11 protein-coding genes are annotated in these 15681 nt (G+C 62.2%); 4 read left to right on the top strand and 7 right to left on the bottom strand.

Annotated elements, in window-relative coordinates:
- Window positions 1–307 precede the first annotated feature (307 nt).
- Window positions 308–1600: an aspartate carbamoyltransferase gene (locus tag BUS06_RS37025; protein ID WP_074269189.1), complete on the top strand. Its 1293-nt coding sequence runs from the start codon at window positions 308–310 to the stop codon at window positions 1598–1600.
- A 147-nt stretch (window positions 1601–1747) separates the two neighbouring features.
- On the top strand, window positions 1748–3532 hold the full coding sequence (locus tag BUS06_RS37030; RefSeq protein WP_254369065.1) for a GGDEF domain-containing protein: 1785 nt from the start codon (window positions 1748–1750) through the stop codon (window positions 3530–3532).
- On the opposite strand, the gene BUS06_RS37035 is transcribed toward BUS06_RS37030, so the two are convergent.
- The 6 genes from BUS06_RS37035 to BUS06_RS37060 form a co-directional block, all read right to left on the bottom strand.
- Window positions 3529–5334, bottom strand: a complete 1806-nt coding sequence (locus tag BUS06_RS37035; protein ID WP_083611763.1) for a putative bifunctional diguanylate cyclase/phosphodiesterase — start codon at window positions 5332–5334, stop codon at window positions 3529–3531. The genes BUS06_RS37030 and BUS06_RS37035 overlap by 4 nt on opposite strands.
- A 301-nt stretch (window positions 5335–5635) precedes the next feature.
- Complete coding sequence (locus BUS06_RS37040; RefSeq protein ID WP_074269191.1) at window positions 5636–7618, bottom strand: beta-galactosidase; 1983 nt, start codon at window positions 7616–7618, stop codon at window positions 5636–5638.
- 65 nt (window positions 7619–7683) lie between these two features.
- On the bottom strand, window positions 7684–8535 hold the full coding sequence (locus tag BUS06_RS37045) for a carbohydrate ABC transporter permease (protein WP_074269192.1): 852 nt from the start codon (window positions 8533–8535) through the stop codon (window positions 7684–7686).
- 14 nt (window positions 8536–8549) lie between these two features.
- Window positions 8550–9425, bottom strand: coding sequence for a carbohydrate ABC transporter permease (locus tag BUS06_RS37050; RefSeq protein ID WP_074269193.1), 876 nt, complete (start codon window positions 9423–9425; stop codon window positions 8550–8552).
- A gap of 93 nt (window positions 9426–9518) precedes the next feature.
- Window positions 9519–10751: an ABC transporter substrate-binding protein gene (locus BUS06_RS37055; RefSeq protein ID WP_074269194.1), complete on the bottom strand. Its 1233-nt coding sequence runs from the start codon at window positions 10749–10751 to the stop codon at window positions 9519–9521.
- Between the two features lie 29 nt (window positions 10752–10780).
- The gene (locus BUS06_RS37060; RefSeq protein ID WP_074269195.1) at window positions 10781–11914 is read right to left on the bottom strand and encodes an ABC transporter ATP-binding protein; all 1134 of its coding nucleotides are present in this window, start codon (window positions 11912–11914) and stop codon (window positions 10781–10783) included.
- Between the two features lie 275 nt (window positions 11915–12189).
- Here BUS06_RS37060 and BUS06_RS37065 point away from each other — a divergent pair, with 275 nt between their 5' ends.
- Window positions 12190–13218: a LacI family DNA-binding transcriptional regulator gene (locus tag BUS06_RS37065; protein WP_074269196.1), complete on the top strand. Its 1029-nt coding sequence runs from the start codon at window positions 12190–12192 to the stop codon at window positions 13216–13218.
- Window positions 13219–13284: 66 nt separating this feature from the next.
- Here BUS06_RS37065 and BUS06_RS37070 read toward each other — a convergent pair whose 3' ends face one another.
- Window positions 13285–14091, bottom strand: a complete 807-nt coding sequence (locus tag BUS06_RS37070; RefSeq protein WP_074269197.1) for a winged helix-turn-helix domain-containing protein — start codon at window positions 14089–14091, stop codon at window positions 13285–13287.
- 309 nt (window positions 14092–14400) lie between these two features.
- On the opposite strand from BUS06_RS37070, the gene BUS06_RS37075 reads away from it, so the two are divergent.
- Window positions 14401–15681 (top strand): HAMP domain-containing protein (locus tag BUS06_RS37075; protein ID WP_074269198.1); only part of this gene is annotated, 1281 nt, incomplete at its 3' end.

Raw genomic sequence — 15681 nt, forward strand, 5'->3', positions numbered from 1 at the left:
ATTCCGTTCAGCGTGGCGAGGGGGTCAAAAGCGGGGAAATAAAACGCGGGCCCTGGTGACTGTTCCGTCGCACATCTGACGGAACAGCAGGCTCCGGTCAGATGAGCAGCTGTTTTTTGGCTTTGGCGCTAGCGGCCGCGCAGGCAGACGCCACGCTCGCGAGCGCGAGGCGGGTTGCGGTTGAGCGGAGCATGTGGCCGGTTTCCATGCCCCGCAGTGTAACACTGGAACCAAAATTCCTTGACTTCTCATGCCGTCGTTCTAATATACGCACCGCGTACATCAACCCAACCCAAAGGTGACCGGCATGAGCGTCCCGCAACAAGCCTTCCTCCGCGACGCCATGCGCCGCATGAACATGACCCGCGACACCTTCGCGAGCCGCATCGGCGTGTCTCGCCGGGCTTTGGACACGTGGCTGCTGCCGGACGATTCGCAGGAATCGCGGGCCATGCCCGAGATCGTCGAGCGTTTCGTGTCGGAAATCGTCGTGCACGGCGAACCGGGTGAAAGCTATACGCAAAGCGTAGACTCCCAATCGCTCGCCAGCCAGATGCTGTTCGAAGGCAAGCCGCAACTGCTATCGGTCGATCAGTTCTCGCGCGACTCGGTCGAGGCCCTCTTCCGGGTCGCGGACATCATGCAGCCCATCGCCCGGCGCCGCGAAATCTCCCGCGTGCTGGAAGGCGCGGTGCTCGGCAATCTGTTCTTCGAAGCCAGCACCCGCACGCGCGTGAGTTTCGGCGCGGCGTTCTGCCGGCTCGGCGGTTCCGTCTGTGACACCACGGGTTTTACGTTCTCGTCGATGGCCAAGGGCGAGTCGATCTACGACACGAGCCGCGTGATGAGCGGCTACGTCGACGCGCTGGTGATCCGCCATCCGGAGCAAGGCTCCGTGGCCGAATTCGCGCGCGCCACCAATGTGCCGGTGATCAACGGCGGCGACGGCCCCGGCGAGCACCCGAGCCAGGCGCTGCTCGACCTGTACACGATCCAGCGCGAGTTCTCGCGCCTGGGCAAGATTGTCGACGGCTCGCACATCGCGCTCGTCGGCGACCTCAAATACGGGCGCACGGTGCACTCGCTCGTCAAGCTGCTGGCGCTGTACCGCGGCATCAAGTTCACGCTGATCTCGCCGCCGTCGCTGGAAATGCCGAGCTATATCGTCGAACAGATCTCGCGCAACGATCACGTGATCGAGCAGACCCACGATCTGAACGCGGGCCTGCGCGGCGCCGACGTCGTGTACGCCACGCGCATCCAGAAAGAGCGTTTCGCCGACGAATCGTTCGAAGGCTACACGCCGGACTTCCAGATCAATCAGGCGCTGGTGGACAGCGTGTGCGGGCTCGATACGCTGATCATGCACCCGCTGCCGCGCGACAGCCGCCCTGGCGCGAACGACCTGAGCACCGATCTGAACCACGATTCGCGTCTGGCGATTTTCCGCCAGACCGACAACGGCATTCCGGTCCGGATGGCGATTTTCGCGGTGCTGCTGGGCGTTGAAAAGCTCGTGCAGCACTCGATGCGCGACGCCGCATGGCGTCCGCCGGTGTATCTCGGCCCGGACGATGCGGTGTTTCACGGCATCGATTGATGCTGCCTAGGCACAATCATCGGTAAAGTGAAGGGCCCCGGTTGCCGTTAACTACGCAGGAGGGGCCCTGCGTAACCGGCATTACCTGCGTAAGCGGTACGTGCAAGCTAGTGGGTCACGGCCCCGGCCCAATTCGCCGAACCTACGATGATACGTACCGCTCTCCCTTCGATGTCGATAGACCGACGCTTCGGCATCCAGATGGCTGTCGTCTTCGTTCCGGTGCTGGCGTTGTCCTGCTGGCTGCTCGCCTATGAGTGGTCCACCTACGCGGCGGCCGACGAGGCGCTGCACAGCTTCCAGTCGTACCGCCTCGCCCTGCTCGCCATGGAGAAGGTCTCCGCAGAGCGGGGACCGAGCAATGGGGTGCTAGGCGAGGATCTGCCGATTCCAGCGGCACGCATGGCCGCGCTACAGAAGGCACGCCGCGCCAGCGACATTCAGGTCACCTTGCTGGCCGATTCGCTGCGCCGCAAACATTGCTTGCGCTGCGCCGCCGAGCTCACCATCGTGAGCGACCTGCAGACCGACCTGGCCGCCGCGCGATCGAACGTCGACCGGCTTGCCCGCCTCGCCCGGCCGCAGCGCGACGACCACGCGTTGCAAGGCGCCGTCAACAGCATGATCGCGATCATCCCCGAGTTCATGCCCATCGTGACGATCAATACGGCAACGGCGATCAAGGGCGACCCGAATGCACTCAACTGCATGCTCGTCGGGCGCCTGACCGCGGATCTGCGCGAGCAGGCCGGACAACTGGGCTCGCACTTCACGAGTGCCCTCACCCTGCGCAGACCTCTTACCGGGGACGAACAACTCGGCATCGAACGCACGCGGGGACGCATCGAGCAATTGCGGGCGCTGCTCGACGCCCGAACACCCAGTCTGGCTGCCGCAGATCCGCAAGGGCTCGCCCGCATGACCGACCAGTACTTCGGCAACGGTCTGGGCTACGTCGCCAGTGTGCGCGCGCTCGCCGCCCGGCCGGGCGGCGCGGGCATTTCCACCGCTCAGTTTGCGCAGCAGTACGTCCCCACCATGCAGGCGATTACCGGCTTTCGCGACAATGTGATCGCGCTGGCCCACGACGAACTGAGCCACAACCGCAGCGATGCATTGCTGGTACTCATCGGCACCGGTTTCGCCGAGGTTCTGCTGCTCGCGTTGCTGATTACGATTGCCGTGGGTTTCAGGCGTCACGTCATCGGCCCGTTCGTCAAGGCGACCCGCATCATTGATGCGTTGGCGCGCGACGATCTGACCGCGGACATCCCGCGGGTGTCCGGCCGCCGGGAAATCCGCGGCATGTTCGATGCCATGCGCGTTCTCAAGAAAAGCAGCGCCGAACGTATCCGCCTCGAGCAGGAACGCATGTATCTGATTGCGGAGCTGGCCAACCTCGCACAAACCGATCCGTTGACACATCTCCTCAACCGCCGTGCTTTCGAAAACCATGCTCGCGCATTGTTCGAGGAAGTCAGGAGTTCCAGGCAGCAGGTCGCACTCGTCATGTTCGACGTCGATCATTTCAAGCGAATCAACGACACGTATGGCCATACCGTCGGAGATGACGCGTTGCGGATAATCGCTAGCCTCTGCCGCGAGCATTGGCAGGACTCCGATATTGTCGCGCGCATCGGCGGCGAGGAATTCGCCGTGCTGGTGCGCGTCGACAATGCCGCGCATGTACTCGATCTCGCACAACGTCTGCGCAAGCGGATCGCAGAGACGCGGGTGCCCACTGGGACAGATACCAGCTGCTCGATTACCGCCAGCTTCGGCATTGCCGTTTCTGCGGACCCGGACGAATCAGGTGTGACGGCACTGCTCAAGCGCGCGGACCAGATGCTGTATGCGGCGAAGCTGTCGGGCCGCAACTGCGTGATGATCGACACCGGCGACGCCATGGACGAAGCGCCCAGCGCGTCCTAAACCACCTTCCCGGACTGCGCGTAGGCGACGAATTGCACTTCGGGCATCGGTCTGCCGAACAGATAACCCTGCGCCCTGTGGCACTCCAGCGAGGCAAGCACATCGGCCTGCTGCTGAGTTTCCACGCCTTCAGCGACGACATCCAGCCCAAGCGACTCCGCCATCGAAATCATCGCTTTGACTAACGCGAGATTCTTGCCGCGAGCGTCGATGTCGCGCACAAACGAGCGGTCGATTTTGAGCGTGCTGATCGGGAAGTGTCCGAGATAACTGATGGCCGAGTAGCCGGTGCCGAAATCGTCGATCGCGATCGCCACGCCCATTTCGTTCAGCTCGTCGAGCGTGCGACCTACGTTCTGATCGTTTTCCAGCAACAGGCTTTCGGTGATTTCCAGCGTCAGCCACTGCGGCGCACAGCCGCTCGCCGCCAGCGCCGCCTGCACACTGCGAGCAAGGTCGTTCATGACGAACTGCCGCCCCGAGACGTTGACGGAGATGCGCATCGGCACGGCACGTCCGGCGTTCCAGCGGACCACGGCTTCACAGGCCGCGGCGAGCACCCAGTCGCCGATCTCGACAATCGTGCCGTTATCTTCCGCTACCTTGATAAAGATGTCCGGGGTCAACAGGCCTCGCCCGGGATGATTCCAGCGCAGCAGCGCTTCCGCGCCGACGAGGCCCGCGTCGCCCAGACCGACGATAGGCTGGTACAGCAGCACCAGCTCGCCCGCGTGGGCCGCGCCGTGCAGCGCCATGCCCAGCTCCATACGCTCGACGGCCGCTCGCGTCGTGGCAGGATCGTGAAAACAGAACTGGTTGCCGCCAATCCGCTTGGCGGCATACATGGCGGAATCGGCGTAGCGAAGCAGCGTCGCGGCATCGCTGCCGTCACGCGGATAGCGGCTGATGCCGATGCTGCCCGTCATGAAGACCTCGTTGCCGTCGATCACCACCGGCTCCGCCAGGGCCATCAAGATCCGGCTCGCGATGATGGCCAGATCCAGATCGTCATCGTGCACCGGCGCAAGGATCGCGAACTCGTCGCCGCCCAGCCGCACGACCGCGTCGTCGCCGCGCTTGCCTTGCAGGAGACGCATCGACACCGCGCGCAGCAACTGGTCGCCACATGCGTGTCCGAGTACGTCGTTGACCTCCTTGAAGCTGTCGAGGTCCAGCACCAGCAGACCGATCTGACGTCTGCCGGCGTCGGCGTACGCCAGTGCCGCCGGCAGACGATCTTTCAACCAGGCGCGATTAGGCAGATCCGTCAGCGGATCGAAGAATGCCAGTTGCCGGACCTTTTCCCGGTAGTGGACGATATCGGTGATATCGCGTCCCACTGCCAGCACGGTTTCCGGCTGTCCTCGCTCTCCGGGTTCGGGGACGAACCTGACTGCCACCCATCTGACATCACCGTTGGGCCCGTCATACTGGAACTCCGCTTCGCGGGCAGACGCGGCCCGAAGCGTCACGCGAATGCAATCTTCGTAGTCGAGTTGTCCGGCCGGCGTGCCGACCTCCGCTGCCGGCGCCAGGCGAAAGCCACCGCCACCAGGAATCTGCTGCATCGCTGGGTTCGCGTAGACGACCTCACGCCGCCGGTTGTAGCGGGCGATGAAATCGGGCGAGTGTTCGATCAGCGTTCTGAAGAGTTGTTCGTGCTCATGCCCGGTCCGCCAGCGCGCGCCTGAAGGTCTGCGCGGCCGTCCGAGCCACTTCTGCACACGGGCGTCGCAGCGAGTCCTGAAGTCGGCAAGCTGGACGAGAAGCGCGCCCATCCGTGAGCCTGCGTTCGTCGCCATGGTGTGTGTGGTCCCTTAAGGGCACGGGCGTGCTGCCCGTGCAGCGTGTGTGGCCTGCCATGACTATGTATACGGTGGAACGCGGGCGCGCCTGAATAGGTAGGGGAGACGATCTGACGTCAAGTTTTGCTGATTATTATGTCAGGCAATCCTTAGCAAACCTGGACAGGAAATAATGCTCAGGTGGTGGGCAAAAAATCGCGTGTCGAAACGCCTGGGATCCATGCGCTGGTGTCGTCAGGGACCACCGGCAGACATGAACGTGGGCGTGGGTGTGCTCCGCCCACGCCCATCGGAGGCCTTACTTAAGAAGCAGGACTTCTACACCCATCGGCTCCAGAACAAGTGGCTGGGACACAGGCTGATCCGTCAACGCGCTTCGAACAACCGGCACGGCAAGCTCGACCTGCGCCGCCTCCTTCGACAGGTTGAGCACGAACAACAGCCGCCGACCGTCGCCCGAGCGAATCGACAACTCCACCCCCGAGGGCAGATCGTCGACAGCGTTAAGTCCCAGTTCCGCCACAATATCGCCGATCAGGATCCGGTACCCGTCGTCGTCGGGAATGCAGCCGACGTAATACGCCACGCCTTGCCCGAAGTGATTTCGTGTAATGGCCGCGCGCTGCGCGAAGAACTCCGTCGTATAGGTTGCGATCGTCTCGGCGGTGGTCGGCGAGAGTATGTCGCACCACTGCGAACAGGATGCTTGCGATTTGCCGCGCAACAGGATGCCTTGCTGATCGTTTCCTACCGGGTCGTACTCATCGACGATGGTGCCGGCAATCTCGCTCAATCCCCCGGGCAGGCGCGCCGCGAGGCATACATTGTTCATGTTCTTCACGCCGCTACGCGTGGTGAGCAGCACGGTTCCACCCTGCGCGACGTATTCGCGCAACTTCTCCACCACGGCGTCATTTTCAAGGAACAGAAATGGCGCGACGACCAGACGATACGGGCTGATCGCAGCAGTCCAGTTGATGACATCCGTGCCGATTCCCAACCGCACGAAGGCCTGGTGAATCTGCTTGAAATTGTCCAGATAATCGAATCCGTCCGCCTGCGGCTGGATCTTCAACGCATTCAGTTGCTCGTGCGAAAACAGCATGGCGACATCGTTGACGACGTTCGTACCTTCCAGCAACGGCGCGACATGCCGGACTTCCTCGCTGAAGCGGACGAACTCTTCAAACCGCCGCCCCGGCTCGCCGTGGTGGTCATGCAATCCATGCCAGAACTGTTCGGCGCCGACGCGCGCGGTGCGCCAGCGAAACTGGACCACGGCGTCCGCGCCGCGCGAAACGCTTTGCCAGGCGTGCGCGCGGATCATGCCGGGATACGGTGTGCGCGACATCGGATGCCAGCAGCCTGGCGTCCCGCTCAACTGCTCCATCACCCAGAAGTTCTTCTGCTTGATGCCGCGCGTGAGGTCGTGTGTCAGCGCGCCGTGATAGACGCGCGATTTGCTGTCATTGGCGAGGTCGGTGCTCGGATAGTAGTCCACCGACGCGAAATCCATGCTGTCGAACAGATCGTAGTAGTCGTTGATGACCGGATAACCCCACAGATTGTGCGTAACGAACTGCCCGCCGCAGTGGGCGCGAATCACGCCCGCTTGGAAGCAGTTGAAGTCGGCAACGGAATCCGAGCAGAAGCGTCGATAGTCGAGCAGGTACGACGGGTTCAGGTACGGCGAGCCGCCCAGAGGTGTCGTAATCTGCGACCACTCGCTATATTCGCCGCTCCAGACCACCGTTCCCCACTCACGGTTAAGCGTGTCGAGATCGCCGTATTTGCGCTGCACCCAGAGCCGGAAGTCGCTGTTCGCCGCGTCGCTGTGACTGTCGTTGCCGATCATCTCGTTGTCGGTCTGCCAGCCAATCACGTGCGGGTTCTTGCCGTAGTGCCGTGCCAGCTTTTCGACGATGATCTCGGTGTACCGGCGCAGCGACGGGCTGTTGTAGCAGCGATGCAGGCGCACGCCCGGGTAGATGGGCTGCAGTTGGCTGTTCAACGGCAAGATGTCGGGGCACTTTGCGACGAGCCAGTTTGGCGGCGTTGCCGTCGGCGTACCAATCACCACTTCAATCCCGTGACGCGCCAGCGTCCCGATTGCTTCATCGAGCCAGCCGAAGTTGAACTGGCCTTCCTGCGGTTCGAGACGCGACCATGCGAATTCCGCGAGCCGCACCAACGTGATCCCCGCGGCTTGCATACGCTGAGCATCGTCCTCCCAAACGCCCGAATCCCAATGCTCGGGGTAATAGTCGACACCGACCTTCATAAAATTTTCCTGAATGTAGAGAATGGACACCGGGTGTCGCAGCCCCGGCACGAAACCGGCAAGACTCAGCCCTTCGTTGCGCCGAATGTCAGGCCTGCTACAAAATGTCTTTGCATTGCGAAGAAGATCAGCACCGAGGGCAATGCGGCCAGTAGTGAACCTGCAGAGACCAGGTTCCATGCGGTGGTCCACTGCCCCTGCAAGGCGGCAACACCGACCGTCAACGGTGCCGCGTGATCGCCCTCGGTAAGACAGAGCGCCCAGAAATAGTCATTCCAGACAAAGGTAAACACGAGCACGGCAAGCGCGGCCAGCGCGGGACGAATCAGCGGCAGCACGATGCGGTAGAACAGCTGCCATTCGTTCGCCCCCTCCACGCGCGCAGCCTCCACGAGCTCGTAGGGCAATTCCTTGATGAAGTTGCGCAGGAAGAGCGTACAGAAACCGGTCTGGAACGAGAGATGGAACAGGATCAGGCCGCCAACCGAATTGAACAGACCGAGCTTCAAGGTCAGATCGCGAACTGGAATCATCAACACCTGGATCGGTACGAAGTTGCCGGCCACGAAGGTGGCAAGCACAGCCGCATTGCCCTTGAACGGATAGGTCGCCAGCGCGAAACCCGCCATGGCGGACAGCACGATCGCGCCGATGACCGACGGGAACGTGATGAGACAGCTGTTCCACGCATAGTGCAGCATCGGCGAGTCGACCAGTACCGTTCGATAGTTCGTCAGTGCTGCGAATTGATGCGGCCAGCCCCAATAATTGCCTTGCATCAGTTCGTCCGAAGAGCGAATGGACGTGACCAGTACGGCGAGCAGAGGCAACAGCCACACAGCCAGAGCAACGGGCAGCGAAAACCTGTAAAACGCGCGACTGGCGGGCTTCCAGTGAGAAATCGGCAAGGGATACATAGACGCTCCGTGAATCAGTGATCCGAACGCAACAGGCGGCGCAATTGATAGGCGATGAAAACCAGCATGATCAGGAACAGCACGACTGCGATCGCCGCCGAATAGCCGTAGCGGAAATACTTGATGGCCTGGTCGTACATGAAATACGCGAGCACAGTTGAGCTATCGAACGGTCCGCCACCCGTCATCACGGAGATCAGGTCGAAGCTGCGCAACGCGCCGATGACGGTCAGCGTGACCGCCATGAAGGTAGCGGGCCGCAATTGCGGCAGCACCACGTGCCAGAGCAGGCTCAGGCCGCGGGCGCCCTCGAGGCGCCCTGCTTCGATCACTTCCGGGTTGATGCCCGTGAGGCCAGTGAGGAAGAGAATCATGCAAAAGGGAATCTGCACCCACAGCGCCGCGACGATGATGCCGAACGTCGCCATATGTTCGTTGCCCAGCACCGGAATGCCGTGCCCCACGATCAGCTTCAGCAAACCGAAGGCAGGATCGTAGAACCAGCTGAACACCAGCCCCACCACCACGCCGGGGATCACAAAGGGCGCGAAAAACAGCGACTTTGCAAGCCGGATACCACGCACCGTCTGATTCAGATACAGCGCGAAGGCGAGCCCGGCCGGCGGTGCGAGCAACGTCAGCACCAGCCACAGCACGTTATTTTTGAGTGCGGTGTAGAAGGTATCCGAGTGAAACAGCTCGAGGTAGTTGGCGAATCCGGCGAACGTGGCTGGGCTCACCCCGTCCCAGTTATAAAAGCTCAGCATGATGCTGCGCAGGATCGGATAGATGACGTACGCCGTGAACATCAGGCACGCTGGTGTCAGAAACAACAGCGCAGCACGGCGACGTCGCCGCGCGAGCGGCGACGCAACGTTGGATACAGACATGATTCGGCTCGCTAAAGCGCGCTCAGGCGCGCATTGCATTCGTTGAAAGCGTTTCGCCGCAGCGCAGGTTCAGGCCGCCTGCGCTGCGCAAACTCATTGCTTGTAGATGCGCTGACGCGTTTCCTCGAGATGTGCGAGCACCTGATCGAGCGTCGACGGATCGCTGACGAAGCGCTGCATGCCCTTCATCCCCTCGTCGGCCATTTCCTTGGTCATGTCCCGATCGTAGAACTGCGCAATGCCGCCCTTGGTGTTGGACAGAATGGCAAAGCCCGTCTTCGTGAACGGATCGTCGGCAACGCTCGCCTGGTTATTCGCCGGCAGCGACCCGAACGCCTTGGCCCAGCGGGTGTCCATGGCGGGTGTCGACATAAAGGCAAGGAAGCGGCGCGCATCGACCTTGTTCTTCGCCTTGGACGGAATGTTCAGGCAATCTGCCGAACCGTCTTCCGCCACCGTGATCCTGGGATCCATCACGGGGAACTGGAAGTAGCCGACCTTGGGTTTGATGGCATCGGGCAACCCGCCGGCAATGAAGCTGCCCATCAGCATCATCGCAGCCTGGCCCTGTATCAGCAGTGGCTGGGACGAGTCGAGCGTGTAGGAGAGCGGATTGTCGACGAAGTACTTGTTGTCGATCAGCATCTTCCACGTTTCATAGACTTTCTTGACGCGCGCATCGGTGTAGGGAATCTTGCCGTCCATTAGCTGCATGTGGAACGCGTAGCCGTTCAGACGCAGATCGATGTAATCGAACCACGCGGCGAGCGGCCATGCATCGCGGCCGCCCACTACGATCGGCGCAATCCCCGCTGCCTTGAGCTTCTTGCAGTCGTCGAGGAATTCGTCCCACGTCTTGGGCTCGCCTTTGATGCCCACCTTGTCGAACAGATCCTTGCGGTAGAACACGCCCCACGAGAAGTAGTCGGTCGGCAACGCGTACTGCTTGCCTTCGTACGACGAAGGTTCTTTCAGCGAGGCCAGAGTCGTGTTCCAGCCATTCTTCTGCCAGTCGCCCGACATGTCGTCCAGCAAGCCACGTTTGGCGTAGTAACGCATCCGTTCACCCTCATGCCACTTGACGATATCGGGTGCCTCCGAAATCAGCCAGCCGGGAAGCTGGACCTTGTAGGCCTCCTCCTCGATATACGCGGCCTTCACGGTGACGTCGGGATTGGCCTTCTGGAACTCGGCAATCGCCGTGTCCCAGAAGGCGCGTTGATTCGCGCCCTTGAACGCAATATTGACCGTCAGTGTGCCCGCGTGGACCTGTGCGGCAAAAACCAGCGCCGCGCCGAGTAGCGACAGGCGGAAGCCATGTTTCATTTTCGTCTCCTGGGTATTTGTTATGCAGCTCAAACGGCCACGCCGTGCTCGTCGAACAGATGGCATGACATGGGGTCGATGGCGAGGCGAACCGTCTCGCCCGGGCGGACCGGTGTATTGCCCTGGACCTTGACGAGAAGCGTCGAGCCGTCAGGGTCGTTGCAATGCAGATAGCTCTGCTCGCCAAGCCGCTCGATCAGCGACACCGCGCGCGTCAGCGTCGCCGCACGGCCGCTATCGATGCCGGCCGGCCCGGTCTGGGAAGCCGAAACGTGTTCGGGCCGCACACCGAGCGTCACGGCCTGCCCCGGTTCCAGCCGGCGCGTGACATTGCCCACGCGGACGGTTTCCCCGGTACTGTTGAGAGCGACGATGGCGTTCGCGCCATCCAGCTGGCTAACGCGGGCCGGAAGAAAATTCATCTGCGGCGAGCCGATGAAACCGGCCACAAAACGGCTATTGGGCCGCAAATACAGGTCCATCGGTTTGCCGATCTGCGCGATGCTGCCCGTGCCGGCTGAGTCGCGGCTGACGTTGAGGAGCACGATCTTGTCGGCCAACGTCATCGCCTCAACCTGGTCGTGCGTGACGTAGACCGTGCTTGCCGCGCTGAAGCGGCGATGAATGCGCGCAATTTCCACTCTCGTCTGCCCGCGCAGCGTGGCATCGAGGTTCGACAGCGGTTCGTCGAACAGGAACACGCCCGGCTCGCGGACAATCGCGCGTCCAATCGCGACACGCTGACGTTGTCCGCCAGACAGCGCGGCCGGCTTGCGATCGAGCAACGACTCGAGCTGCAGGATCCTCGCGGCCTCCTTGACCTTGCTGTCTACCTGTGCGGCCGGCAGCCTTGCGAGCTTGAGGCCAAAGCTCATGTTCTCCGCCACCGTCATGTGCGGGAACAGCGCATAGCTCTGAAACACCATGGCGACGCCGCGCTTCGCGGGCGGCACCGTATTGACCACCCGCCCGCCGATCGAAATCTCGCCGCCGCTTGGGTCTTCAAGACCCGCGATGATGCGCAGAAGGGTCGACTTGCCGCAGCCTGAGGGACCCAGAAACACGCAAAACTCGTCTTGTGCAATGTCGAGATCGACGTCCCGAAGCACCGGCGCGTTGCCGTCGAATTGCTTCGAAACGCCCCGCAGGGAAATGGCTGCCATTGTGTCTCCAACCCATTTGGTTTAACGTTAAACCAAACCAACCGAAAAATACGGCCAGCGGCCGTTCAGGAGGTCGAGCAACGTCTATGTGAAGATGAAAGTTAGCAGCGCGGGATACGCTTGGCAAGTTTTTTTTCTGTGCTTTTTCGGCGCACGAAAAATTAACGGCTTCCTGTGCGGGTTGGTAAGATCGGCGTCTGCGATGATATTTACGCCTGTACAGGCGCGTGGATGGCAAGGCTTAAGGGGGGAAAATGTCGAGGCGGGAAGGCTTGATGGCGACGATCAAGGAGGTAGCCGAACTGGCGGGTGTCACGCCAACCACGGTCTCGAATGTGCTTCGTGGCCGCGGACGCGTCGGAACCGAAACGCGGCAACGCGTGCTGGACGCGGTGGAAGCCAAAGGCTACCGGCCCAATCTGAACGCGCGAGCGCTGGTCGAACGTCGCGCGCCGACGCTTGCTCTCATGCTCGGTTGCATCACCAATCCGTTTTATCCGGAATTCACCTTACAGGCCAACAATGCAGCACGCCGGCACGGGCGCTTTCTACTGGTTTGCAATACTGACTATGAGCCGGATGGCGGCACGGGATTTCTAGCCGACGTGGCGGGCTCGTTGTCGGACGGTATCCTCGTGGCAAACAACGGCGATCTGCGCATCGAAGAACTGCAGGCCATCCAGGCAACCGGCACGCCGGTGGTGATATCGATCTGGGAGTTTCCCGATGAGCCGCCCGGTGTTCCTTGTGTCGCTTTCGATTCGCACAAGGCCGGATCGATCGCCACCGAACACCTGCTGGAACTTGGGCATCGCCGTATCGGCGCGCTGATCGGCAGCGCAAAAAACGGCATCCACGGCGGTCGGTATGAGGGTTTCCGCGACGCGCTGCGCTTGCAGAAAGTCAAACACGTGCAGGCTGACGCGCGCTTCGTGACGGATACGTACCAGGGCGGCTTCGACTCCGCCACCGACCTGCTTAGCGCCCGCCCGGACCTGACGGCGCTTTTCATCTCGAACGACCTGATGGCGCTCGGCGCGCTCAACGCGGTGGCGGCGCTCGGCCTGCGCGTGCCTGAGGATGTGTCGATCGTCAGCATCACCAACATCGAAATGGCCAGTCAGTCCCGGCCGGCGCTCACGACTGTTGCCATTCCGACGGCCGAGATGGCCGAGCAAGGCGTCGAGCTGCTGATCAGGCTCGGCTCGGGCGTACGCGGCGTGCCAAACATGATTCGCACGTCCGATCCTGTGCTGATCAGGCGTGCGTCGACGGCTCCGGCGAAGCAGGGCACGCAACCGTGATCACGCCACAGAACCCGTGGGGCACGTGAGATGCGCAGACTGCGCGCAGCCCCGCCCCAAGCCGTTTTATGCCCACGCTTCATGCATTTGCGCATGCTCCGTGCTGGCCGGTATGCGCGGAGTCTTGATGCGGCTCGAACGTGCGTCACGGGCCTCGCTGCCCTTACCCGTATCGCCGCAGGGCACAAAAATATAGCCGCGGCCGCGCACGGTCTGAATGTATTGCGGACTCCCAACGTCAGGCTCGATAACCGAACGTAGGCGGAATACCAGTACATCCAGGCCACGCTCCGTCTGCCCGGTGTCGCGCATGCCAAGCAGGGCAATCAGGCTCGGGCGCGACATGATCTTCAGCGGATTCACGGCGAAGACCTTGAGCAAGGCGAATTCGCTCGAGCGCAGGTCGACCTCTTCGTCGTCCTTGATCAGGCGCCGCGTTGCGAAGTCGATCTGCCAGTCGCCGAACGAGTAGCGCTCGCGGATCTCAGGCGCGGCATACACCACCGATGCCCGGCGACGCACGACCGTACGCAGACGCACCGTCAGCTCACGAACATCGAACGGCTCCACCAGGTAATCGTCAGCACCCAGTTCGAATGCGATGATCTTGTCGATCACGTCCGCCGACTTGCTGATCATGACGACCGGCATGTCGTAACCCGCGGCGCGCAAACGCCGCAGCGCCGCATGGGCCTCGGAGACAGGCAGTTCGGCGCGCATCACGATGGCGGTCGGCAATTCCTGCTCGACGCGGCGAACCAGGAAGGTCGCGTTGTATAGCACCGACATTTCGATCTGTTCACGGTGAAAATGGGCACGCAGTTCATCGCGTACCGCCTGGTCTGGCTCAACAACAAGAAGCCGCATGTTCATGACGTTCGAACACCTCTAGACTGCTGTGAAGAATAATCCGGTGACCTCCGCTTCGGCCTCGCAGCTGGGCCTGGCGGTCAGAACGGTTACCGGAGCAACCATGACGCCATAGTAGGGACCAAATGCGCACCCAAAATGGGGAAACCAAGGAGAAACTGTGAAGAACACCCGACATGAGCTTTGACGGGTGCCCGCGGATGCGAAAATCGGGCAACATACGCCGCTTCCAATGGGTATACGCGCTGCGGCAAAACCCGGCGCTCACCCGGGACAGGCGGCCACGCAAAGGCGTGGCGGCAGGAAATCCAAATGAAAATAGGCATCACGTCCAAGCTGTTTCTGGCTATCGCCACCTCATGCATTGCGATTGCAGTCGCGATGGGCGCGGCCATGCGCGTGAGCTTTGAAAACGGCTTTTTCGATTACGTCGGTCAGCGCAACACCAGCAGCGCCAACCAGCTGGAGAAGGCTCTCGAAGACGCCTATGCACAGCACGGCAGCTGGGACTTTCTGGTAAACGACCGCTCGGCGTGGATGAAGTTTGTCGAGAATTCGAGCGCCGGCACGTCAAGGTCGATGCCGTGGGGGTCGGGAAATCCCGATGGCCCGGGTGGCCCTGGAGGTCCGGGCGGTCCCGGTGGCCCAGGCGGCCCGGGTGGTCCGGGCGACGACATGGGCCCGCCAGGTGAGCCTCCCGGCCCGCCACCGGATATGCCCGACCAGCCAGGCCGCAGCAACGGCCCGGACGCGCCGGGGGGACCTCAGTTCGCCAGCCCTGCACCGAACGCCGCTGTGGCGAACCGGCCCGAAGGGCCCGCCGCGGCCTCGCAAGCCACGGCAGCGGCCGGCTCGACGCAGCCCGCCTCCCGCAGACCCGGACCGCTTCCTCCCCGCGCGCTGTACGACGTGAACAAGCGTCGCATTGTCAGCAACGGGCCGTTGCCGCCTCCCGGCTCGCCGCTGGAACCGTTGAAGGTTTCGGGTCAGGTGGTCGGCTGGCTTTCGATCGAGTCGCCCGAAAACATCTTCTATGCAGCGGACCGCCAGTTCCAGGTCCGGCAGCTAAGGGCAACGTGGATCATCGTGGCGTTGGCAGCGGTGCTGGCCGCAGGCGTGGCGATGGTGCTGGCGAGGATTTTCCTCGCCCCGATCCGGCGTCTCGTCGAGGCGACCCACCGGCTCGCCAGCGGCGACTACGCGACCCGCGTTCCAGAAGGCAGCGGCGACGAATTCAACCAGCTGGCCAAGGACTTCAACCAGCTCGCCGTATCGCTGCAAACGGCGGAGACCTCGCGCCGCAATTTCATCGCCGATATCTCGCACGAATTGCGCACGCCGCTTGCCGTGCTGCGGGGTGAACTCGAAGCGCTCGAGGACGGCGTGCGCCATCCCGACCGCGCGTCGTTGTCGTCGCTGCAGACCGAGGTGGCCATGCTGAGCCAGTTGATCGACGACCTGTATGAATTGTCGCTCGCCGACATCGGCGCGTTGTCGTTCGAAAAGGTGCCGGTGGATGCGGCAGGCATCGTCGAGGCCGCTACCGACGCGTTCGAAGAGCGGCTCAGCACGCGCAATCTTGCGCTCGAAACA

The organism is Paraburkholderia phenazinium, from assembly GCF_900141745.1.
Taxonomy (GTDB): domain Bacteria; phylum Pseudomonadota; class Gammaproteobacteria; order Burkholderiales; family Burkholderiaceae; genus Paraburkholderia; species Paraburkholderia phenazinium_B.

Coding starts and splice junctions, on each gene's coding strand:
- BUS06_RS37025 (WP_074269189.1), top strand. CDS start 308: ATGAGCGTCCCGCAACAAGCCTTCCTCCGCGACGCCATGCGCCGCATG.
- BUS06_RS37030 (WP_254369065.1), top strand. CDS start 1,748: ATGATACGTACCGCTCTCCCTTCGATGTCGATAGACCGACGCTTCGGC.
- BUS06_RS37035 (WP_083611763.1), bottom strand. CDS start 5,334: ATGGCGACGAACGCAGGCTCACGGATGGGCGCGCTTCTCGTCCAGCTT.
- BUS06_RS37040 (WP_074269191.1), bottom strand. CDS start 7,618: ATGAAGGTCGGTGTCGACTATTACCCCGAGCATTGGGATTCGGGCGTT.
- BUS06_RS37045 (WP_074269192.1), bottom strand. CDS start 8,535: ATGTATCCCTTGCCGATTTCTCACTGGAAGCCCGCCAGTCGCGCGTTT.
- BUS06_RS37050 (WP_074269193.1), bottom strand. CDS start 9,425: ATGTCTGTATCCAACGTTGCGTCGCCGCTCGCGCGGCGACGTCGCCGT.
- BUS06_RS37055 (WP_074269194.1), bottom strand. CDS start 10,751: ATGAAACATGGCTTCCGCCTGTCGCTACTCGGCGCGGCGCTGGTTTTT.
- BUS06_RS37060 (WP_074269195.1), bottom strand. CDS start 11,914: ATGGCAGCCATTTCCCTGCGGGGCGTTTCGAAGCAATTCGACGGCAAC.
- BUS06_RS37065 (WP_074269196.1), top strand. CDS start 12,190: ATGGCGACGATCAAGGAGGTAGCCGAACTGGCGGGTGTCACGCCAACC.
- BUS06_RS37070 (WP_074269197.1), bottom strand. CDS start 14,091: ATGAACATGCGGCTTCTTGTTGTTGAGCCAGACCAGGCGGTACGCGAT.